Annotated in this window: 17 protein-coding genes; 12 read left to right on the top strand and 5 right to left on the bottom strand. The window is 52.2% G+C overall.

Features of this window, described 5'->3' with window-relative positions; all coding sequences use genetic code 11:
• The first annotated feature begins 160 nt into the window (after nucleotides 1-160).
• The 4 genes from ACFQ88_RS30400 (at nucleotide 161) to hpaB (ending at nucleotide 4,830) form a co-directional block, all read left to right on the top strand.
• Nucleotides 161-1,060 carry a carbohydrate ABC transporter permease gene (locus tag ACFQ88_RS30400; protein ID WP_239634191.1) on the top strand — a complete coding sequence of 300 codons (900 nt, stop codon included), beginning with the start codon at nucleotides 161-163 and terminating at the stop codon, nucleotides 1,058-1,060.
• Nucleotide 1,061: 1 nt separating this feature from the next.
• Complete coding sequence (locus ACFQ88_RS30395; RefSeq protein ID WP_239634192.1) at nucleotides 1,062-1,907, top strand: carbohydrate ABC transporter permease; 846 nt, start codon at nucleotides 1,062-1,064, stop codon at nucleotides 1,905-1,907.
• 75 nt (nucleotides 1,908-1,982) lie between these two features.
• Nucleotides 1,983-3,008: a glycoside hydrolase family 88/105 protein gene (locus ACFQ88_RS30390; protein WP_379460233.1), complete on the top strand. Its 1,026-nt coding sequence runs from the start codon at nucleotides 1,983-1,985 to the stop codon at nucleotides 3,006-3,008.
• 376 nt (nucleotides 3,009-3,384) lie between these two features.
• On the top strand, nucleotides 3,385-4,830 hold the full coding sequence (gene hpaB, locus ACFQ88_RS30385; protein WP_379460231.1) for a 4-hydroxyphenylacetate 3-monooxygenase, oxygenase component: 1,446 nt from the start codon (nucleotides 3,385-3,387) through the stop codon (nucleotides 4,828-4,830).
• 89 nt (nucleotides 4,831-4,919) lie between these two features.
• On the opposite strand, the gene ACFQ88_RS30380 is transcribed toward hpaB, so the two are convergent.
• Entirely contained in the window at nucleotides 4,920-5,234 is a 315-nt protein-coding gene (locus ACFQ88_RS30380; RefSeq protein ID WP_239634195.1) for a hypothetical protein, read from the bottom strand.
• A gap of 217 nt (nucleotides 5,235-5,451) precedes the next feature.
• On the opposite strand from ACFQ88_RS30380, the gene ACFQ88_RS30375 reads away from it, so the two are divergent.
• Nucleotides 5,452-7,134, top strand: a complete 1,683-nt coding sequence (locus tag ACFQ88_RS30375; protein WP_379460228.1) for an SGNH/GDSL hydrolase family protein — start codon at nucleotides 5,452-5,454, stop codon at nucleotides 7,132-7,134.
• A 90-nt stretch (nucleotides 7,135-7,224) separates the two neighbouring features.
• Here the strand turns inward: ACFQ88_RS30375 and ACFQ88_RS30370 are convergent, their stop codons facing one another.
• The 3 genes from ACFQ88_RS30370 to ACFQ88_RS30360 all read right to left on the bottom strand — a co-directional run bounded on the left by ACFQ88_RS30370 (nucleotide 7,225) and on the right by ACFQ88_RS30360 (nucleotide 11,313).
• Nucleotides 7,225-9,051, bottom strand: a complete 1,827-nt coding sequence (locus tag ACFQ88_RS30370; RefSeq protein ID WP_239634197.1) for an ABC transporter ATP-binding protein — start codon at nucleotides 9,049-9,051, stop codon at nucleotides 7,225-7,227.
• Complete coding sequence (locus ACFQ88_RS30365; RefSeq protein ID WP_239634198.1) at nucleotides 9,032-10,789, bottom strand: ABC transporter ATP-binding protein; 1,758 nt, start codon at nucleotides 10,787-10,789, stop codon at nucleotides 9,032-9,034. The genes ACFQ88_RS30370 and ACFQ88_RS30365 overlap by 20 nt, the downstream gene beginning before the upstream one ends.
• 335 nt (nucleotides 10,790-11,124) lie before the next feature.
• Nucleotides 11,125-11,313: a spore gernimation protein GerPD gene (locus ACFQ88_RS30360; protein ID WP_239634199.1), complete on the bottom strand. Its 189-nt coding sequence runs from the start codon at nucleotides 11,311-11,313 to the stop codon at nucleotides 11,125-11,127.
• A 169-nt stretch (nucleotides 11,314-11,482) separates the two neighbouring features.
• On the opposite strand from ACFQ88_RS30360, the gene ACFQ88_RS30355 reads away from it, so the two are divergent.
• The 7 genes from ACFQ88_RS30355 to ACFQ88_RS30325 are packed head-to-tail and all read left to right on the top strand — an operon-like array spanning nucleotide 11,483 to nucleotide 13,944.
• Nucleotides 11,483-11,731 carry a spore germination protein gene (locus ACFQ88_RS30355; RefSeq protein ID WP_239634200.1) on the top strand — a complete coding sequence of 83 codons (249 nt, stop codon included), beginning with the start codon at nucleotides 11,483-11,485 and terminating at the stop codon, nucleotides 11,729-11,731.
• Nucleotides 11,728-11,931 carry a spore germination protein GerPB gene (locus ACFQ88_RS30350; RefSeq protein ID WP_239634201.1) on the top strand — a complete coding sequence of 68 codons (204 nt, stop codon included), beginning with the start codon at nucleotides 11,728-11,730 and terminating at the stop codon, nucleotides 11,929-11,931. The genes ACFQ88_RS30355 and ACFQ88_RS30350 overlap by 4 nt, the downstream gene beginning before the upstream one ends.
• A 38-nt stretch (nucleotides 11,932-11,969) precedes the next feature.
• Nucleotides 11,970-12,635 (top strand): spore germination protein GerPC, encoded by a 666-nt coding sequence (gene gerPC / locus ACFQ88_RS30345; protein WP_379460224.1) that lies wholly within the window; start codon nucleotides 11,970-11,972, stop codon nucleotides 12,633-12,635.
• A complete protein-coding gene (locus ACFQ88_RS30340; protein WP_239634203.1) occupies nucleotides 12,635-12,799 on the top strand; it encodes a spore gernimation protein GerPD in 165 nt (54 codons plus the stop codon). Before gerPC ends, ACFQ88_RS30340 begins: the two co-directional genes overlap by 1 nt.
• Nucleotides 12,800-12,824: 25 nt before the next feature.
• Nucleotides 12,825-13,211, top strand: coding sequence for a spore germination protein GerPE (locus ACFQ88_RS30335; protein ID WP_239634204.1), 387 nt, complete (start codon nucleotides 12,825-12,827; stop codon nucleotides 13,209-13,211).
• Between the two features lie 45 nt (nucleotides 13,212-13,256).
• Nucleotides 13,257-13,469 (top strand): spore germination protein, encoded by a 213-nt coding sequence (locus ACFQ88_RS30330; RefSeq protein ID WP_239634205.1) that lies wholly within the window; start codon nucleotides 13,257-13,259, stop codon nucleotides 13,467-13,469.
• A 28-nt stretch (nucleotides 13,470-13,497) separates the two neighbouring features.
• Nucleotides 13,498-13,944 carry a CS domain-containing protein gene (locus ACFQ88_RS30325; protein ID WP_379460221.1) on the top strand — a complete coding sequence of 149 codons (447 nt, stop codon included), beginning with the start codon at nucleotides 13,498-13,500 and terminating at the stop codon, nucleotides 13,942-13,944.
• A gap of 98 nt (nucleotides 13,945-14,042) precedes the next feature.
• Here ACFQ88_RS30325 and ACFQ88_RS30320 read toward each other — a convergent pair whose 3' ends face one another.
• Nucleotides 14,043-15,053 (bottom strand): aldose 1-epimerase, encoded by a 1,011-nt coding sequence (locus tag ACFQ88_RS30320; protein ID WP_379460219.1) that lies wholly within the window; start codon nucleotides 15,051-15,053, stop codon nucleotides 14,043-14,045.
• Nucleotides 15,054-15,164: the final 111 nt, after the last annotated feature.

Genomic DNA, 15,164 nt, shown 5'->3' with positions numbered 1-15,164 from the left:
GGACCTATATACGATTTTGGCTTGAATCGAGGTCTGTTTTTTAAACAAAATGAACGGTTTTTTGAATTCTTAATCCGCACCGGAGTCTTTATAATGAAGGATATAGAAGCAACATGCCATGCTCACTACAGCAAATTTACTAGCATAGGGGTTGAATTCCATGAAGCTGCGGGACAACGACAATGTGGTCGGATACGTGTTTACCGCTCCGTTTATCATCGGTTTTCTCATTTTCACTTTGTATCCAATCCTGTCATCCTTGTATTACTCTTTTACGGAGTATAACTTGATGGAGGCGCCTAGATGGATAGGCTTCGACAATTATCAACGGATATTTACGGAAGACGATAAAATATGGAAATCGTTTCAAGTTACGTTCACCTACGTATTCGCGAGCGTACCTCTTCGGCTCGGCTTCGCCTTAATCGTTGCGATGCTGCTGAATAAGGCTGCCCGCGGGATCGGCGTGTACCGTTCCGCTTATTATCTGCCTTCCCTGATTGGGGGCAGCGTGGCAGTCTCCATCATGTGGACGCAAATTTTCGGCGATAAAGGGCTTCTGAACTCGTTCCTCGGCGTCATCGGAATTCATACGGAGACCTCGTGGATCGGTAGTCCCGGTACCGCGTTGTGGACGCTGATTGCCTTGTCGGTATGGCAGTTCGGATCCTCGATGCTTATTTTCCTGGCGGGGCTGAAAAATATTCCCGCATCGCTCTACGAAGCGGCTAGCGTGGACGGTGCGAACGGATTTTACAAGTTCTTCAAAATCACCTTGCCGCTGCTCAGCCCGATCATCCTGTTCAACCTGATCATGCAAACGATCTCAGCATTCATGACCTTTACCCCGGCCTACATCATTTCCCGCGGGGAAGGCGGACCGCTTGACAACACGCTGTTGTATTCCTTGTATTTGTACCGGAGAGCTTTCGTATTCTTCGAAATGGGTTATGCGTCCGCGATGGCATGGATCATGCTGATCATTATCGGTGTCATTACGCTCGCCATCTTCAAATCGGCGAACTTCTGGGTACATTACGAGTCGAAAGGAGAGAAATAACATGCCGTCCACAGCTCGACGCTTTCAACCTTTTCTATATCATCTCGTTGTCGGCTTGCTGGCGCTCTTGATGATTTATCCGATCCTTTGGCTGGCGGTCAGCTCCTTGAAGCCTAACGATGAAATTTTTTCCCAAGCCTACAGCCTCATCCCGAGCCGGTTGGAGTTCATTAACTACGTGACCGGGTGGAAAGGGTTCGCGGGCAATACGTTCGGCACCTTTTTCAAAAACTCGTTCATTATCGTTATTTTCTCTACCATCGGCGCCGTAGTTTCTTCCGCGCTCGTCGCCTACGGCCTGGCCCGGATTCCGTTCAAAGGAAAAGGCTTCTGGTTCAGCTGTGTCATGATGACGATGATGCTGCCGCACGACGTTACGGTGATCCCGCAGTACGTGATGTTCGCGAAGCTGGAATGGCTGTCTTCGTTCAAGCCGATTATCGTCCCGAGCTTTTTCGGAGTTCCTTTCTTCATCTTTCTCATTATGCAGTTCATCCGCACGATACCGCCGGAAATGGATGAAGCGGCCAAAATGGACGGATGTAACAAATACTCGATCTTTTTCCGGATTATCGTTCCGATGATCGTTCCTTCGCTTGTTACGGCTACGATCTTCCAATTTTACTGGAAATGGGACGACTTCATTAATCCGCTGCTGTACTTGAATAAACCTTCGCTCTATCCGGTATCGCTTGCGCTCAAGCTGTTCCTCGACGGAGATTCGATCAATAACTGGGGCGGGATGTTCGCCATGTCGACGCTGTCGCTCTTGCCGATCGTTATCGTATTCTTTATTTTCCAAAAGTTTATCGTCGAAGGCATCAGCACCAGCGGCTTAAAAGGATAACGGAAAACGGCTGTTATAAATATAAAATCAGGGGCCTGCACAACAGGCTCCATCATCTCGGGAGGGGTCATGGACATGCCGGCATTACTATATGATGAACAGGAAATTCGCAGCGCAATCGACCGGGTCGTACACCGGACGTTTCAAATGGATTTTAACTGGGACTGGCCGGGCGGCGTAGCCTTCTACGGCGTAACGGAAGCTTACGAGGCGACGGGCAAGCAAGAATATTTGGACATGCTCAAAGCCTGGGTGGACGAGCAGCTGGAGGACGGCCTGCCGAAGCTGACGGTCAATGCGGTATCCATTGGGCATTCGCTGCTTACCTTGTACAAGGCAACAGGGGAAGAGAAGTATATCGACTTCGCGGTGCAAATGGCCGATTTCCTTATGAACGACGCGGAACGGTTCGCGGACGGTATTTTCCAGCATACGGTCAACTCGGAGGATTACAACTTCCCTGAGCAGGCTTGGGTCGACACGATGTTCATGGCCGGTTACTTCCTCGTCCGGATCGGCACGCTGCTGAACCGCACCGATTATTTGGAGGACGGTATCAAGCAGTACCACGGTCATGAGGAGTTTTTGCAGGATCCGGTAACGAATTTGTACTACCATGGCTGGGACAACCTGGCTCAGAACCATATGTCAGGCATATATTGGGCGCGCGGCAATTCTTGGGCGGCGATTACGATGGCAAGAGCCTTGAAATTGATCCACGTCACCCATCCGTCGTTCATGATTATCGAAGGCTCGCTTCGCGATCAGCTGGCCGCGCTGGTGAGGCTGCAGGCGGATTCCGGGCTGTGGCATACCGTGCTGAACGATCCGGATTCTTACACGGAAACCTCCGGATCGGCGGGCATTGCGGCGGCGTTGATCGGGAGCGGCAAAATGTACAATAAATACGTGAACAAATCGATTCAAGGCATCCTAGGCCGCATAGATGAGGACGGCTCGGTAAGAGGCGTATCGGCGGGCACGGCCGTCATGAGGGATGCGGAAGGCTACAAGGGCGTTCCTTACAAAAGAGTGCAGGGCTGGGGACAAGGACTGGCGCTAACCTTCCTGTCTTCGCTGCTGACACGCAAGGAATGGTAAGAGAGAAAACACCGGCTGGATAGGCAGCCGGTGTTTTTTCGATTACCCCGTATAATTAAAATGTTGCAGGGTACCCGGTAGGATACCTCCTTCCGGCCGCTGTTGTTTTCGGGATCATTTTTATTTATCATTTTTCGAGTGGTAATTTCCCAAAAACAAAGGCGGGCGCTAACGCTCCTCCAAGAGATACCCTACCTACCTCCTTAACCATTTTCAGTATAAGGGCTTCGCGAAAGCACAACCGGCTGCAAAAACAGCCGGTATTTGCGCTGGAAAATAAAGAGGGACATGCCGAAAGGACATAAATCAGCGTTTGTCCCATAGCCATCTTTCCCGAGTAACGTAAACTATACAAAAACCATAGGGAGGTAGATCTATGCCGATCAAAAACGGAGAGCAGTATGTCGATCGCCTCAAACGTTCCAACGCAAGCGTCTGGATTCACGGGGAAAAAGTAAACGTACCTATACCGAGCCACCCCGCATTTGCAGGTCTGATCTCTACTCAGGCGGAACTGTACGATATGCAGAGCCGGGAAGAGCTGCGGTCCGTCATGACGTACGAATCGCCAACGACCGGAGAGCCGGTAGGGCTATCTTTCCTGCAGCCGGCAAGCCGCTCGGACCTGGAGAGACGGAGGAGCATGATGAAGGTGTGGGCGGAAGCACACCATGGTTTTTTGGGTCGCGCCCCGGATTATATGAACACGGGGATGATGGCGTTCGGTTCGGCTGCCGGCTTGTTGAACGAACTGCATCCGACCTATGCCGAGAACATGAAAGCCTACTACGAATACTGCCGCGAGAACGACATTACGCTGTCTCATGCGTTTATTGTTCCTCATACGGCAAGATTGAGCACGCTCATGAAGACGTTGGAAGAGCCCGACGCGCCGCGCGTAATAGAGAAGACCAAGGACGGCCTTGTTGTGAGCGGTGCGTTTTTGCTGGCGACGCAAGGGGTTACGGCAGAGGAAATCCTTATTTTCCCTCCGCCGCTGCCATCGATTTACGAGGAGAATCCTCACGCCTTCGCCATCGCGATTCCTCACGATCTGCCGGGAGTGAAGTTTATATGCAGGGAAAGCTTCGTCTCGGGAGCGTCGGCATTTGATTTTCCTTTGAGCTCCAGGTATGAGGAAATGGATACGCTGGTCGTTCTGGATCATGTCCTCGTTCCGCATGAGCGGGTATTACTGTATGGCGACGAGCATATGGCGGTCCGTTTCATCGAGGAGAGTCATTTTCACATGCATGCCGGTCATCAGGTGCTTTGCCGCAATATCGCCAAGACCGAATTTTTGCTCGGAACGGTCGAATCCATCATTCAATCGCTCGGATTGCGTACGTATACGCAGGTAATAGAAAAAGCGGCGGAGGTCATCGCAACGCTAGAAACGCTCAAGGCTCTGCTCACCGCTTCCGAAGCCAATGCGCAATTGGACCGGTGGGGAACGATGCTGCCGGATGCGAAGCCGCTGTCTGCGGCCAGCTATTTGTTTCCAAAGCTGTATCCCCGCATGCTGGAGATCGTTCAGCTGCTTGGTGCAAGCGGTCTCGTCATGATACCCGGCGAAGACGACTTCCGGTCAGATGTGGCGGACGAGATCGGCCGATATTTACGAGGCATCGACATCAGCGCCAAAGATAGAGTAGGCCTGTTCCGGCTCGCATGGGAAATGAGCTCGAGCTCCTTTGCCGGCCGGCAAAGCTTGTATGAGCGGTTCTTTTTCGGGGATGCCGTCAAAGTCTCGACCCGTCTATATCACGGCTATTCCGAGAAGGATACATTTGCCGAAACGGTGAAGCGGTTTCTAACGTAGCAAACGCCGACTGGCCGCAAACGCCAAAAGGACTGTCTCCGACATCGCTGTCTGGGGCAGTCCAAGGCAGTAAGCGGGATATAGTTCTTTTATCGCAGCTTGCGGCGGGGATATACGTTCTCATGCTTGAAATAGCTTAATAATAGCAAAATGGCGGTAATGATATGAAGGATCATGCCAACAAAAGGAATCCATCCGATTGCTGACGTGACGATGCCGGCAATGCTTCCGTGGCGGTCCTTGTTCTCCCGCAAAGCAAGGAGCAGCGTAATGATATGAAGGACGAACATAATAAACAGAGGTGCGTAAGACAAGCTCAGAATGATGATGCCGCCTAAAAAAGGAATCCCCAGTATGCCTTCCAAAATGCCCGTTACAAGAAGAAGAGCTCTTGCATTGCTCATCCGAATGCCTCCCTCCGAAAGTTCGCTACAGGTAGTATTTCTTCCAGCGTATGATGAAATCCTCCCCGCTTATGACAAAAAGTTACAACGATTGCACCGGCTTTAGATTCGGACTGATTTCGAAGGAAAAGCTTCACTTCGCGAGGTATTTTTTGGTTATTGTTCACGTTAAACATGCTATAATACCAGAAGGAAACATATTGGGGAGGAACTGCAGATGGGGACTATGTTTCAAAAAGACGCAGCGGTGCCGAGCCCGCTGACCGTTGCTTTTCTGGGGGACAGCATAACCGATAACGGGCGCTATATCGCATTTATGTATGCTTATTTCGTACAGCATATGCCGGATCGCGAGTTGAATTTCATCAATCTCGGGGTCAGCAGTGAAACCGCCTCCGGCCTCAGCGAGCCGGAGCATCCGTTTCCAAGGCCGTGCGTGCACGACCGGATCGAGAGAGCGCTAAGCGAAAGCAAGCCGGATTGGGTCGTCATGTGCTACGGAATGAACGATGGGATCTACCATCCATTGTCAGAGGACCGGTTCGCGGCTTACCGCAACGGGATGATGAAGCTGATAGGGCTGGTGAAGCAGGCGGGTGCGAAAGCGATTGTCGTGACGCCTCCGCCGTACGATAAGCTGTGCAAAGCAGCAGCAGGGAACAACGAAGACCAAGCCGCCGAACCGGCAGCAGAAATTACTTACAGCTGGAAGCAGCCCTATACCGAGTATAACGATGTTCTTAAGCACTATGCCAACTGGTGCTTGTCTCTCGGAGATACCGTCGATGCGGTAGTCAATATCCATGATCCTTTATTCGCCGATATCCAGAAGGCTCGGGCGGAGAGTCCCGACTATCGTTCGGGAGACGGCATTCATCCGAACGCGCGAGGCCATTGGGTCATGGCCAAGGCTTTGCTGGGCCGCCTGTTCAATGTGACGCTGGAGCAGGTTCCCGATCATGCGAAGCTTCCGGACAGCGAGCTTCCCGAATGGTTCGCGCTCGTAATGAAACGTCATCGCATGCTGAGCGCCGCCTGGAAGGAGCATGTAGGCCATACGAACGAGAACAAAGCCGAAGCGCTGCCGCTGGACGAAGCTATGAGGCAGGCAGCTGAGCTGGACAAGCATATCCGGCGTTTGGCGCCGGAAACTGCAGGCGTTGCCAAGACGTCGCAATGGAAGGGGCACGAGCGGACCGACTTTTTCGTGAGCGGGAGGGAGTGCATCGTCATTGCTCCGGATAAAGCCGCGGCAGGCCGCCCTTGGGTTTGGCGGACGGAGTTTTTTGACGCGTTCTCCTATGCCGATATGGCGCTGCTGGAGCAGGGCTGGCACATTGCGTACTGCCGGCTCAGCCACATGTACGGCTGCCCGGGAGCCGTGGAGCTGATGGACCGCTTCCAGGCTCAGGTGAAGGAGCGGTTCGGCCTGGCGCCGAAAGCGGCGTTGTTCGGCTTCAGCCGCGGAGGCTTGTACGCCGTGCAGTATGCGGCTGCGCATCCCGGGAGCGTGCTGGCGCTTTACCTGGACGCGCCGGTGCTCGATATCCGCAGCTGGCCGGCAGGCCTTGGAAGCGGCAGCGGAGCGCCGCAGCAGTGGGAGGAATGCCTGGCCGTGTACGGGCTGAACGAGCAGACGGCGGCGTCGTTCCGCGGCAATCCGCTGGACCATGCGGAGGCGCTCGTACGTGCCGGTATCCCGATTCTGGTCGTGGCCGGGGACCGGGACGAGGCGGTGCCGTTCTCGGAGAACGGGGCGCTGCTGGAAGAGCGCGTGAAGCAGCTGGGCGGTACGATCCGTATGATCGTGAAGCCCGGCGTCGGGCACCACCCGCACAGTCTGGAAGAGCCGCAGCCGATAGTGGATTTCATGAAGGAAGCGGCAGCGGCACGGCTGTAGCCACAATAACGAAACGCCCCGACACAGGCATGGAGCCTGGATCGGGGCGTTGTTCTTTTCACGGGATTTATCCGCAAGCGAAGCTGTTTACTATATCGTGCCTGTAGCCTGCTTCCCTTGCGAATGGCGGTACAGCTGATCGTAGTAGCCTTGCTTCTCCAGCAGCTGCGTATGGTTGCCTTCCTCGACGATTTCGCCATGCTTCATCACGAGGATGCGGTCCGCCTGCATGATGGTCGACAGCCGGTGGGCGATGACAAGGGTCGTTCTGCCTGCGGATACGACCTGCAGCGCGTTCTGTACGAGCTGCTCCGTATGAGAATCGAGATTCGCCGTCGCCTCGTCGAGAATAAGGATCTTCGGCTGGAATACGACGATCCGAGCGAAGGAGATCAGCTGGCGTTCGCCGGCGGACAAGCCGCTTCCCCGCTCCGAGAGCTTCGTATCGTACCCGTCCTTCAGACGCTGAATGAGCGGGTCGGCGCCGACGAACGTACAGGCTTCGATGACCTGCTCGCGGCTGATGGTTTGGTCGAACAGCCGAACGTTATCGATAATGCTGCCGGAGTAGAGGAAAGGCTCCTGCTGAACGAGGCCGATCATCCGGTGCAGCGTCTCCTGCGGGATATCTCGGACATCGATGCCGTCGATGAGAATGCTGCCTTTGTTGACCTCGTAAAAACGGCAGAGCAGACTCATCAGAGAGCTTTTGCCGGCTCCCGTCGTACCGACGATCCCGATCATCTCGCCCGGACGGATGTGCAGGTCGAGATCTTTAATGACCGGGATTCCTTCCTGATAGCCGAACTGCACATGGTTGTAATCGATCTTTCCTTGCACATCCGGCAAACGGACTGCAGCCGGTTTGTCCGCATCGGTAATATCCGGCTTGATCGAAAAGATCCGGTACAGCCGGTCCATCGAAACGGTGGCCGATTGAAGCGTGTTCCATTGCTGCGTAATGGAGTTGATCGGTTGGAAAAACTGGCGGATATACGTGATGAATGCATACAGCACACCGAATTCAACCGTATGGTTGAAAACGGCCATACCGCCGATATAGGTCAGGAACGCTACGGACAAGTTGCCCAAAATATCGAACGAACGGTTGAACAATACGTTGGTACGCACTTCTCTCAGGTTCGCTTTGTAATACCGCGTGTTTTGCTCGGTGAAGCGCTTATCCTGCTCCTCTTGCTGGTGAAACGCTTGAATCAGATTCATCCCCGCCAGATTCTCCGCTACGAATGCGACGAGCCGGGACAGCTGGGTGCGTGTAATCTGGTACGTTTTGCGCATGTAGGAACGGAAGCCGATGGCGATGATCGCAATGATCGGGAGCAAAATCATGCTGTAGCCCGCTAACGTGGGATCAAGATGAAACATCAGCGCGATAATGAAGATAAGCGTCATCCCGTCGCGCACAAGGCTTAGGAACACTTGCGTGAAAAACTGGTTGAGCGACTCCGTATCGCTGGATACGTGGGTTACGAGACTGCCGCTTTGGAACCGGTCAAAGAACGGCATCGAAAGCTTGGAGATGTGCTCGAACAATTCCTTCCGTATGCGGCCGACAATGCTTTGGCCTGTCAATTGCAGCAAATTGTTCTGAATATACGTAAAGGCAAGGCTTATGAGCGACAGCACCAGATATACGCCGCAGATGAGGACCAGACCGCCGAAATCGTTCTTGCCGATCAGCAAATTATCGTCGATAGCGATTTTTACCAGATACGGCTGCAGCAGATCGGCCGCGATAACGAGCATGGTACAGCAAAAGATCAGTAAGAATTTCCAGCGGTGCGGCTTGGCATAAGCCAGCGTAGAGCGAAAGGCGGCCTTTCTGTCTTCCTTGCTGACATGATAGGAGCTGCTGATTTCTTCGCCCAGCTTCGAATTAGCGGCTTCCTTCGGCATATCGGGTTCCCTCCTCCTGTATGGAATAAAGGGTAGCGTAAATTCCTTCCTCCGCCATCAATTGATGGTGAGTTCCTCGTTGTACGATATGTCCCTCGTCCATGACGATAATTTCATCCGCATGCTTGATGGCGCTGATCCGATGCGCGATGATAATCGTTGTTTTATTTTTGCGGGTCAGCCGCAGGTTCTCGATAATTTGTGTCTCCGTTACCGCGTCGACGGCACTGACGCTGTCATCGAGAATAAGTATCGGAGCGTTCTTGATCAGGCCTCGCGCGAGGCTCGTTCTTTGTCTTTGCCCGCCCGAGAGCGTAACTCCGCGTTCGCCGAGCTTCGTCTCGAACTGGTCGGGGAATTCCATAATGTTGTCGTGAATTTGCGCTTGCTTGGAAGCCGTGGCAATCGGCTCGAACGGCAAGCTTCGGTTATGAAACGCGATATTGTCGCGGATCGTCGTGCTGAACAGGAAGCCGTCCTGAGGCACATAGGCAACATCGCTGCGCAGGCTCTCCAGCGTAATATGGCGAATATCCTCGTTGCCGATCTTAATCGTTCCTTCCGGAGGATCGTAAATCCGCAGCAGCAGCTTGACGAGCGTCGTTTTGCCGCTGCCCGTTTTTCCGATGATACCTACGGTCTTGCCTGGCTGTATTGTCAGATTAATATCATGCAGCGCATCCTTGGACGAATCCGGGTATGCAAACGTTAAACCTTCCATGCGAATCCCTGCGTTATTCACCTTGAGCGGCTTGGATTCGGCGTATTCCTGAATGTCCGGCTCAATGCCGAGCAGGTTGTTGATTCGCTCGAGCGAAGCCCGCGAACGCTGCATCGTGTTGATAACGTTGCCAATTTGCTGAAGCGGGTTCACCATCATGCGCAGGTACAGCGTAAGCGAGACGAAATTACCGAGCGTAATTTCATTTTGAATCGTCAAGTAGCCTCCGTACAGGATGGATACGATCAGAGACAGCGCCCCGAGAAACGGCAGTGTTGCTTGGAAGAGGGAAGACATCCGTACCAGACTCACCTGATTTTCAATGATTTGATCGACGGTTTTGCCGAACCGGTTGCGCATAATGTTTTCTACAGCGAACTTTTTGGTCACTCGGATGCCGCCGAACTGCTCTTCCGCACTTTCGGTCATTTTGGCCAGCGATTCCTGAACCTTCATGGACCGTTTGCGAATAACCGGGCCGAAATAGACGACGACAAACGGAATGGCAATCAGAGGGATAATACTCGTTAAGATCAAATACAATGGAATATTGCTGATGTACATCATGAAAATAACGGAAATGATGAGAATGACGGCGTTCGTCGTCTGGTTCAAACCGATCGAGATGGACTCCCTGACACTCGTTACATCGTTCATAACATAGCTGAGCAGCCGGCCGACACCGTGCTTGGAGTAGTAATTTTCACTCAGCGTCGTAAAATGCTGGAACAGTTTTCTGCGGGTGAAAAATTCAAATCGGCGTCCCAACCGCATAACCGTGTACTGTCCGCTTCCGACAAGAATGCCGAACACGAGGCCGATCGCCAGCAGCTGCAGGCTGTAATCCTTGATGATTTCCGGTGTGATGCCGTCCGTTTGCAGCTGGTCCGTGAAATTTCCGAGCACTTTCGGATAGTAGGACTGCGTAATATTCGCTACGGTGATGAACAAAATGGCCAGCACATAAAAAAACCAATGCGCCTTAAGATAATCTGTTAGCAATCGTCGGTCTTTCAATAGGTACCACATCCTGATTTTTTAATGTTGGTTCATCGCCGGTTATTCCCTAACGCTTCATGTGCTAAGGAAAATAGTATGTCACGACTACCAATTATACTTCGGCAGCCTAAATAATTCACCCGGGCTTTCCTTTCTGAAAGGGCTATATTCTGAGCAGTACCCCGACTACGGCAAGCTGATGCCGGGTATTCTTCCAATATCTCCATTTTACGGCTTCTCTAAGGGGGGGATGGAAAAAAAGACAAGACGAATGAACGGATTCATTGCGTCTTGCCTTGAATTACAGCGTGGCAGCTGCTTTTTTCAAAAAAGTGGAGTCTGCGCTCCGGTGCTTAAGGAGTTTCATTTTCCGGCGGTAGCGGCACCTCGAGGCTTTGAACAAAGGAGCTGGCAGGCGTATCGAAGTAAGATGAGCTGGTGATCACATTGGCATCCCCGACCAGAACGAGCGAGGAGCTGCCGACGCCTTCAATAACGAGTTCCCCCACCTGTATGCACTTATTGTTTACCGTCATCCTCATAGGCTCACCCTCCTGATTCGGTCATTTCGCATGGGAATCTACACTATCGTACGCGGAAGGGGCATAAATTATGTTTTTTGCAGCGGATGGACAACGGGTAGTATGAATACATGCAAATGCCCGTCATAAAGTATAGTAAGCACATTTTCATAAAAAGGGATGTTGTGCCATGCCGGCTATTGTTGGTGCTGTAAATGTTATCACCGTCAGCGGTGTGTTCAATATCGGGGATGTAGGCATCATTTCACCTACTACGTACAGTAAAACCTATGCCGGCGGCGGTTCTTTCAATACGGGCAAAAGGTTGAACGTCACTAACGCGCCAAGCGTCATCAACGTATACGGATCGACAGCGTACGATCAAATGACGGTCGGACCGCCATATCGAACTACCGTGAAGGAGGCTGATGAGACTTGAATTTGTTTATTCAGCAAAATATCGTCATTCATTCGATACGGGTTGACGGCATTTCGAACTCATCGGTATTGCAAATCGGCAGCGCCGGAATCATCAAGCCCTTATCCCAGCTGTTTAATACGGGGGGATTCAAGGGGCCCGCGCCTCAGGCGGAGTTTTCTTTTATCCCGTTTATTCCTTTAACAGAGCCTACCGCCTAGATATCCAGCAGACTTTGTAGCGAAAGGTTGATTGATATATGTACATGAGTCCGGAGTTGCTGCGTTTCCTCCAACAAGTGAATGACTATTTACAATATCAAAATCAACAAATCCAGCAGTTGAACAGCAAGCTGGACGGCTTGATCCAGGAGATGAACCAGCTGAAGCAATCGAACGACGACAAACAGCAGCCGCCGCAGCCGCAGCCGCAGCCGCCCGTCATCCGCAACGAATACCACTTCGATCTGTTAAAGGTGGAGAAGCTGGAAGGTACGTTGAACATCGGTATTAATCCGAACGGATCGGATTCCAGCATTGACGAGATGTCGGTAGGACAATCCGTAGATGCTCCTTCCGTGACAACCGGGCCTGCGGAGCAGCCGGACCCGCTCATGTACAATTCCATACAGGAGCAGATTCACGATTACTTGCGCGGCGAAGCCTTTCATGCGCTGAAAGCTTTTGAAGCTGAATATGAATATCCGCTGGATGATCCTTACAGGAGCTTTATCGTCAATGACGTGAAGAAGCAGATCGATAAGCGGATCCGCTACTATATGAGCAAGCTGAAGACGCGCCCGGCCAATGCGGAGCAAGCGGCAAGCATGCAGCAGCCTATCATCGAGGAAGTAAAGCGGGACATTGAGAAGACGTTCGAAGCGTTTATCAAAAATCTCCCCAGAAAGGACGGGAACGGGACCTGATGGATTTCGATGTGATTAACGGTGAAATCAAAGTATGCCGGATCGATATTACTTACCTGAGCACATCGTCGACATTGATGGTAGGAGATATCGATACCGTAGTTTTGGTCAGCGCATTCGAAACGCCTCCGGAGGAGGTCATCGTTGGAGTAACGAGCGAGTAAACCGGGGTATCGGGAGGGCAGCGGTATGGACGCTAGAATATCTAGAGTAGGTACGATCAACATCACGACGCTGGGATCGGCGACAGCTATGGAAATCGGCGATTCCAAGGACATCGCGCCCTTTAACAATACGATAGCCGTACAGCGGGAGCGAGCGGTTTTTTTGCAGAGCGAAATGGATTTCCAGGACTACAGCTTATTCTCGAGAGCACTCGCCGTTCCTATAGTTCATGAACCGATTCGCATAAACCGGATCAACACGTGTCCTCTCATTTCCGTAGACCATATTCATGTATTTATCATATCGGGATCGGCGGTAGTGCATGTCGGCTCCAGCGAAAGACTAAGATCCGAGACACGGATCAAGCACATCCGGCATCTACTAAGAGAAGAGCCCGCACCGACTGAATAGCAGATGGGCAGCGAGAAGCCGTCCATCGGATGGGAGGGATGCGTTTTGCCGTCAATTGTGCAATCCGTAAATATTAACAGCAACTCCGGGACCGTCAATTTCGGAGATACCTTGAGCATTTCGCCGGTATCAAGCTCCAAGGCGGTATCTGGGCAAGGCGGCGGCAACACCGGGAACGTAGTCAATACGCTGAACGGAGCCAACATTAACAACGTGCTGGATGCGGACTTGATCGATCAGCCGACCGCGAGCGTATAGGCAGTCTTCAGGAAAAGGAGGAGCTGTGATGAACGACAACAGGAACCCGTTTTCCGGTGTGGATTGGGAGCAATTCCAGAAATATTTTGCCGGAACGACCCCCTTTCCGCTGCATGACCATAAAGACAGTACAACCTGGGTCGAAAAATACGTACAGAGCATTCTGAAGCAGACCGTACCGGAAGGGACGGCTGCGCGTCAATATGATACGGAGCTTGTGGAAACGCATCAAGCGATCATTATGAAAATCCATATTCCCGACGTCAATCAAGCCAAAAACATGAGAATTCACGTTGCGTCGAATCAAGTCAAGCTGGAAGGGGCGGAAGGTCAACACCTGCAGCTGATCCGTTTGTCTCATCCGGTGGTCCCTTCCGACTGCAAGGCGGTCTACAAGGCTGGAATCATGCAGTTACATATGAGGAAGCAGGACCGGGACGAACATTTTTATGAAATCGATGTTAAATTTGTATAAAAAAAGAAGGGCGGACGAACCTAAGTTCAATCCCCCTTCTTTTTATTTGTATGCCCGAAAAAACGGTGGGACTTTCGCTGGCTGTTGCGTCAGCGCTGTCAGTTTTTCCGCTCGATGCAGTAAAGGCGGCCCGTTTCCTCCCAAATTTCGCCTGGCGCAAGCGACAGGAGACCGATCTGCTCGGCAGGCAGGGAGACGGAAGGCGCGTTCACCAAGTTGATCTGCGGCTCGGGGCAGAAAAATCCTTCGGTCGCATTGTTATTCCATATCATCCAATGTTTGAAGGCGGTACCGACGTCATATACGAGAGTGACTTGAAGACGGGTATCCGTCAGCTCCATCCGGTTGCGTCCGTTTTGCGGCTCCGATGTATAATGGTTATCCATCGGCTCGAAGAACGGGGAGATCCCGGTCGATTTCATCAGCTCCTCCTCCGGCTTGAGAGGCTGGAACTGACCGGTCGGCAGCATTCTGTCGTTCAACTCCCAGCGTTTTCCGGTAGTCATAGTGAACTTGTAGTCAGCCGCCGTGCTGCCAGGGGCGAACGGAGCGTTGATGGAGGTATGAAACGCCAACAGGCAAGGCATCGCATCCGTGCCGTCGTTACGGACCACAATATGCTGCTGCAGGCCCAGGTCGCTCAAGACATAGCTTAGCTTGATCGTAAATTCATGCGGAAGATAACGGTACACGGGATGTCCTTCGCGAACTTGCTGGACAAGCGTAATCCGGCTTGCATATTCGTCAGCGGCGTATTGCTCTACCGTCCAAGGAATGTTGTGAAGGAAGCCGTGCAGATGGTTTCCGGTGCTTGGTTCGTTAACCGGCAGCTGATAGCAGGTTCCGTTCCATGGAAACTTGCCGTCCTCGTAACGGTTCGGTGGAAAAAGCACGGGGATGCCGTGGATGATCGGCTTTTCCTTAAACGATTCCATCTCTTCTTCTGCCGGCTCGTGAAGAAACCGGTACCCCTTCTCCTTATCGCGGAAAGCGATCAAATTGCCGCCGATCTCGGGAAGTACAGCGGCCTCATACCGGCCGTAGGAGAGCCATACCGCTTTCTCTCCTTGATAGAGGCCTTCATAGGCTTTTGATTCCGTAGTAATCATTAGTCAAGCTCCTCCTATACGCTAATCCATATTCCTATTCAGCATACCATATGGCCGCGCGCATGGATATGCCGCATTGTCAGCCAAAAAGTATGACCCGGGTTCATCTGG

The sequence above is a fragment of the Paenibacillus sp. NPDC056579 genome, assembly GCF_042793215.1.
GTDB lineage: Bacteria > Bacillota > Bacilli > Paenibacillales > NBRC-103111 > Paenibacillus_S.
The sequence above is the reverse complement of the archived record's forward strand: the minus strand, read 5'-3'. Positions and strand labels throughout refer to the sequence as shown.

Coding starts and splice junctions, on each gene's coding strand:
- ACFQ88_RS30400 (WP_239634191.1), top strand. CDS start 161: ATGAAGCTGCGGGACAACGACAATGTGGTCGGATACGTGTTTACCGCT.
- ACFQ88_RS30395 (WP_239634192.1), top strand. CDS start 1,062: ATGCCGTCCACAGCTCGACGCTTTCAACCTTTTCTATATCATCTCGTT.
- ACFQ88_RS30390 (WP_379460233.1), top strand. CDS start 1,983: ATGCCGGCATTACTATATGATGAACAGGAAATTCGCAGCGCAATCGAC.
- hpaB (WP_379460231.1), top strand. CDS start 3,385: ATGCCGATCAAAAACGGAGAGCAGTATGTCGATCGCCTCAAACGTTCC.
- ACFQ88_RS30380 (WP_239634195.1), bottom strand. CDS start 5,234: ATGAGCAATGCAAGAGCTCTTCTTCTTGTAACGGGCATTTTGGAAGGC.
- ACFQ88_RS30375 (WP_379460228.1), top strand. CDS start 5,452: ATGGGGACTATGTTTCAAAAAGACGCAGCGGTGCCGAGCCCGCTGACC.
- ACFQ88_RS30370 (WP_239634197.1), bottom strand. CDS start 9,051: ATGCCGAAGGAAGCCGCTAATTCGAAGCTGGGCGAAGAAATCAGCAGC.
- ACFQ88_RS30360 (WP_239634199.1), bottom strand. CDS start 11,313: ATGAGGATGACGGTAAACAATAAGTGCATACAGGTGGGGGAACTCGTT.
- ACFQ88_RS30355 (WP_239634200.1), top strand. CDS start 11,483: ATGCCGGCTATTGTTGGTGCTGTAAATGTTATCACCGTCAGCGGTGTG.
- gerPC (WP_379460224.1), top strand. CDS start 11,970: ATGTACATGAGTCCGGAGTTGCTGCGTTTCCTCCAACAAGTGAATGAC.
- ACFQ88_RS30340 (WP_239634203.1), top strand. CDS start 12,635: ATGGATTTCGATGTGATTAACGGTGAAATCAAAGTATGCCGGATCGAT.
- ACFQ88_RS30335 (WP_239634204.1), top strand. CDS start 12,825: ATGGACGCTAGAATATCTAGAGTAGGTACGATCAACATCACGACGCTG.
- ACFQ88_RS30325 (WP_379460221.1), top strand. CDS start 13,498: ATGAACGACAACAGGAACCCGTTTTCCGGTGTGGATTGGGAGCAATTC.
- ACFQ88_RS30320 (WP_379460219.1), bottom strand. CDS start 15,053: ATGATTACTACGGAATCAAAAGCCTATGAAGGCCTCTATCAAGGAGAG.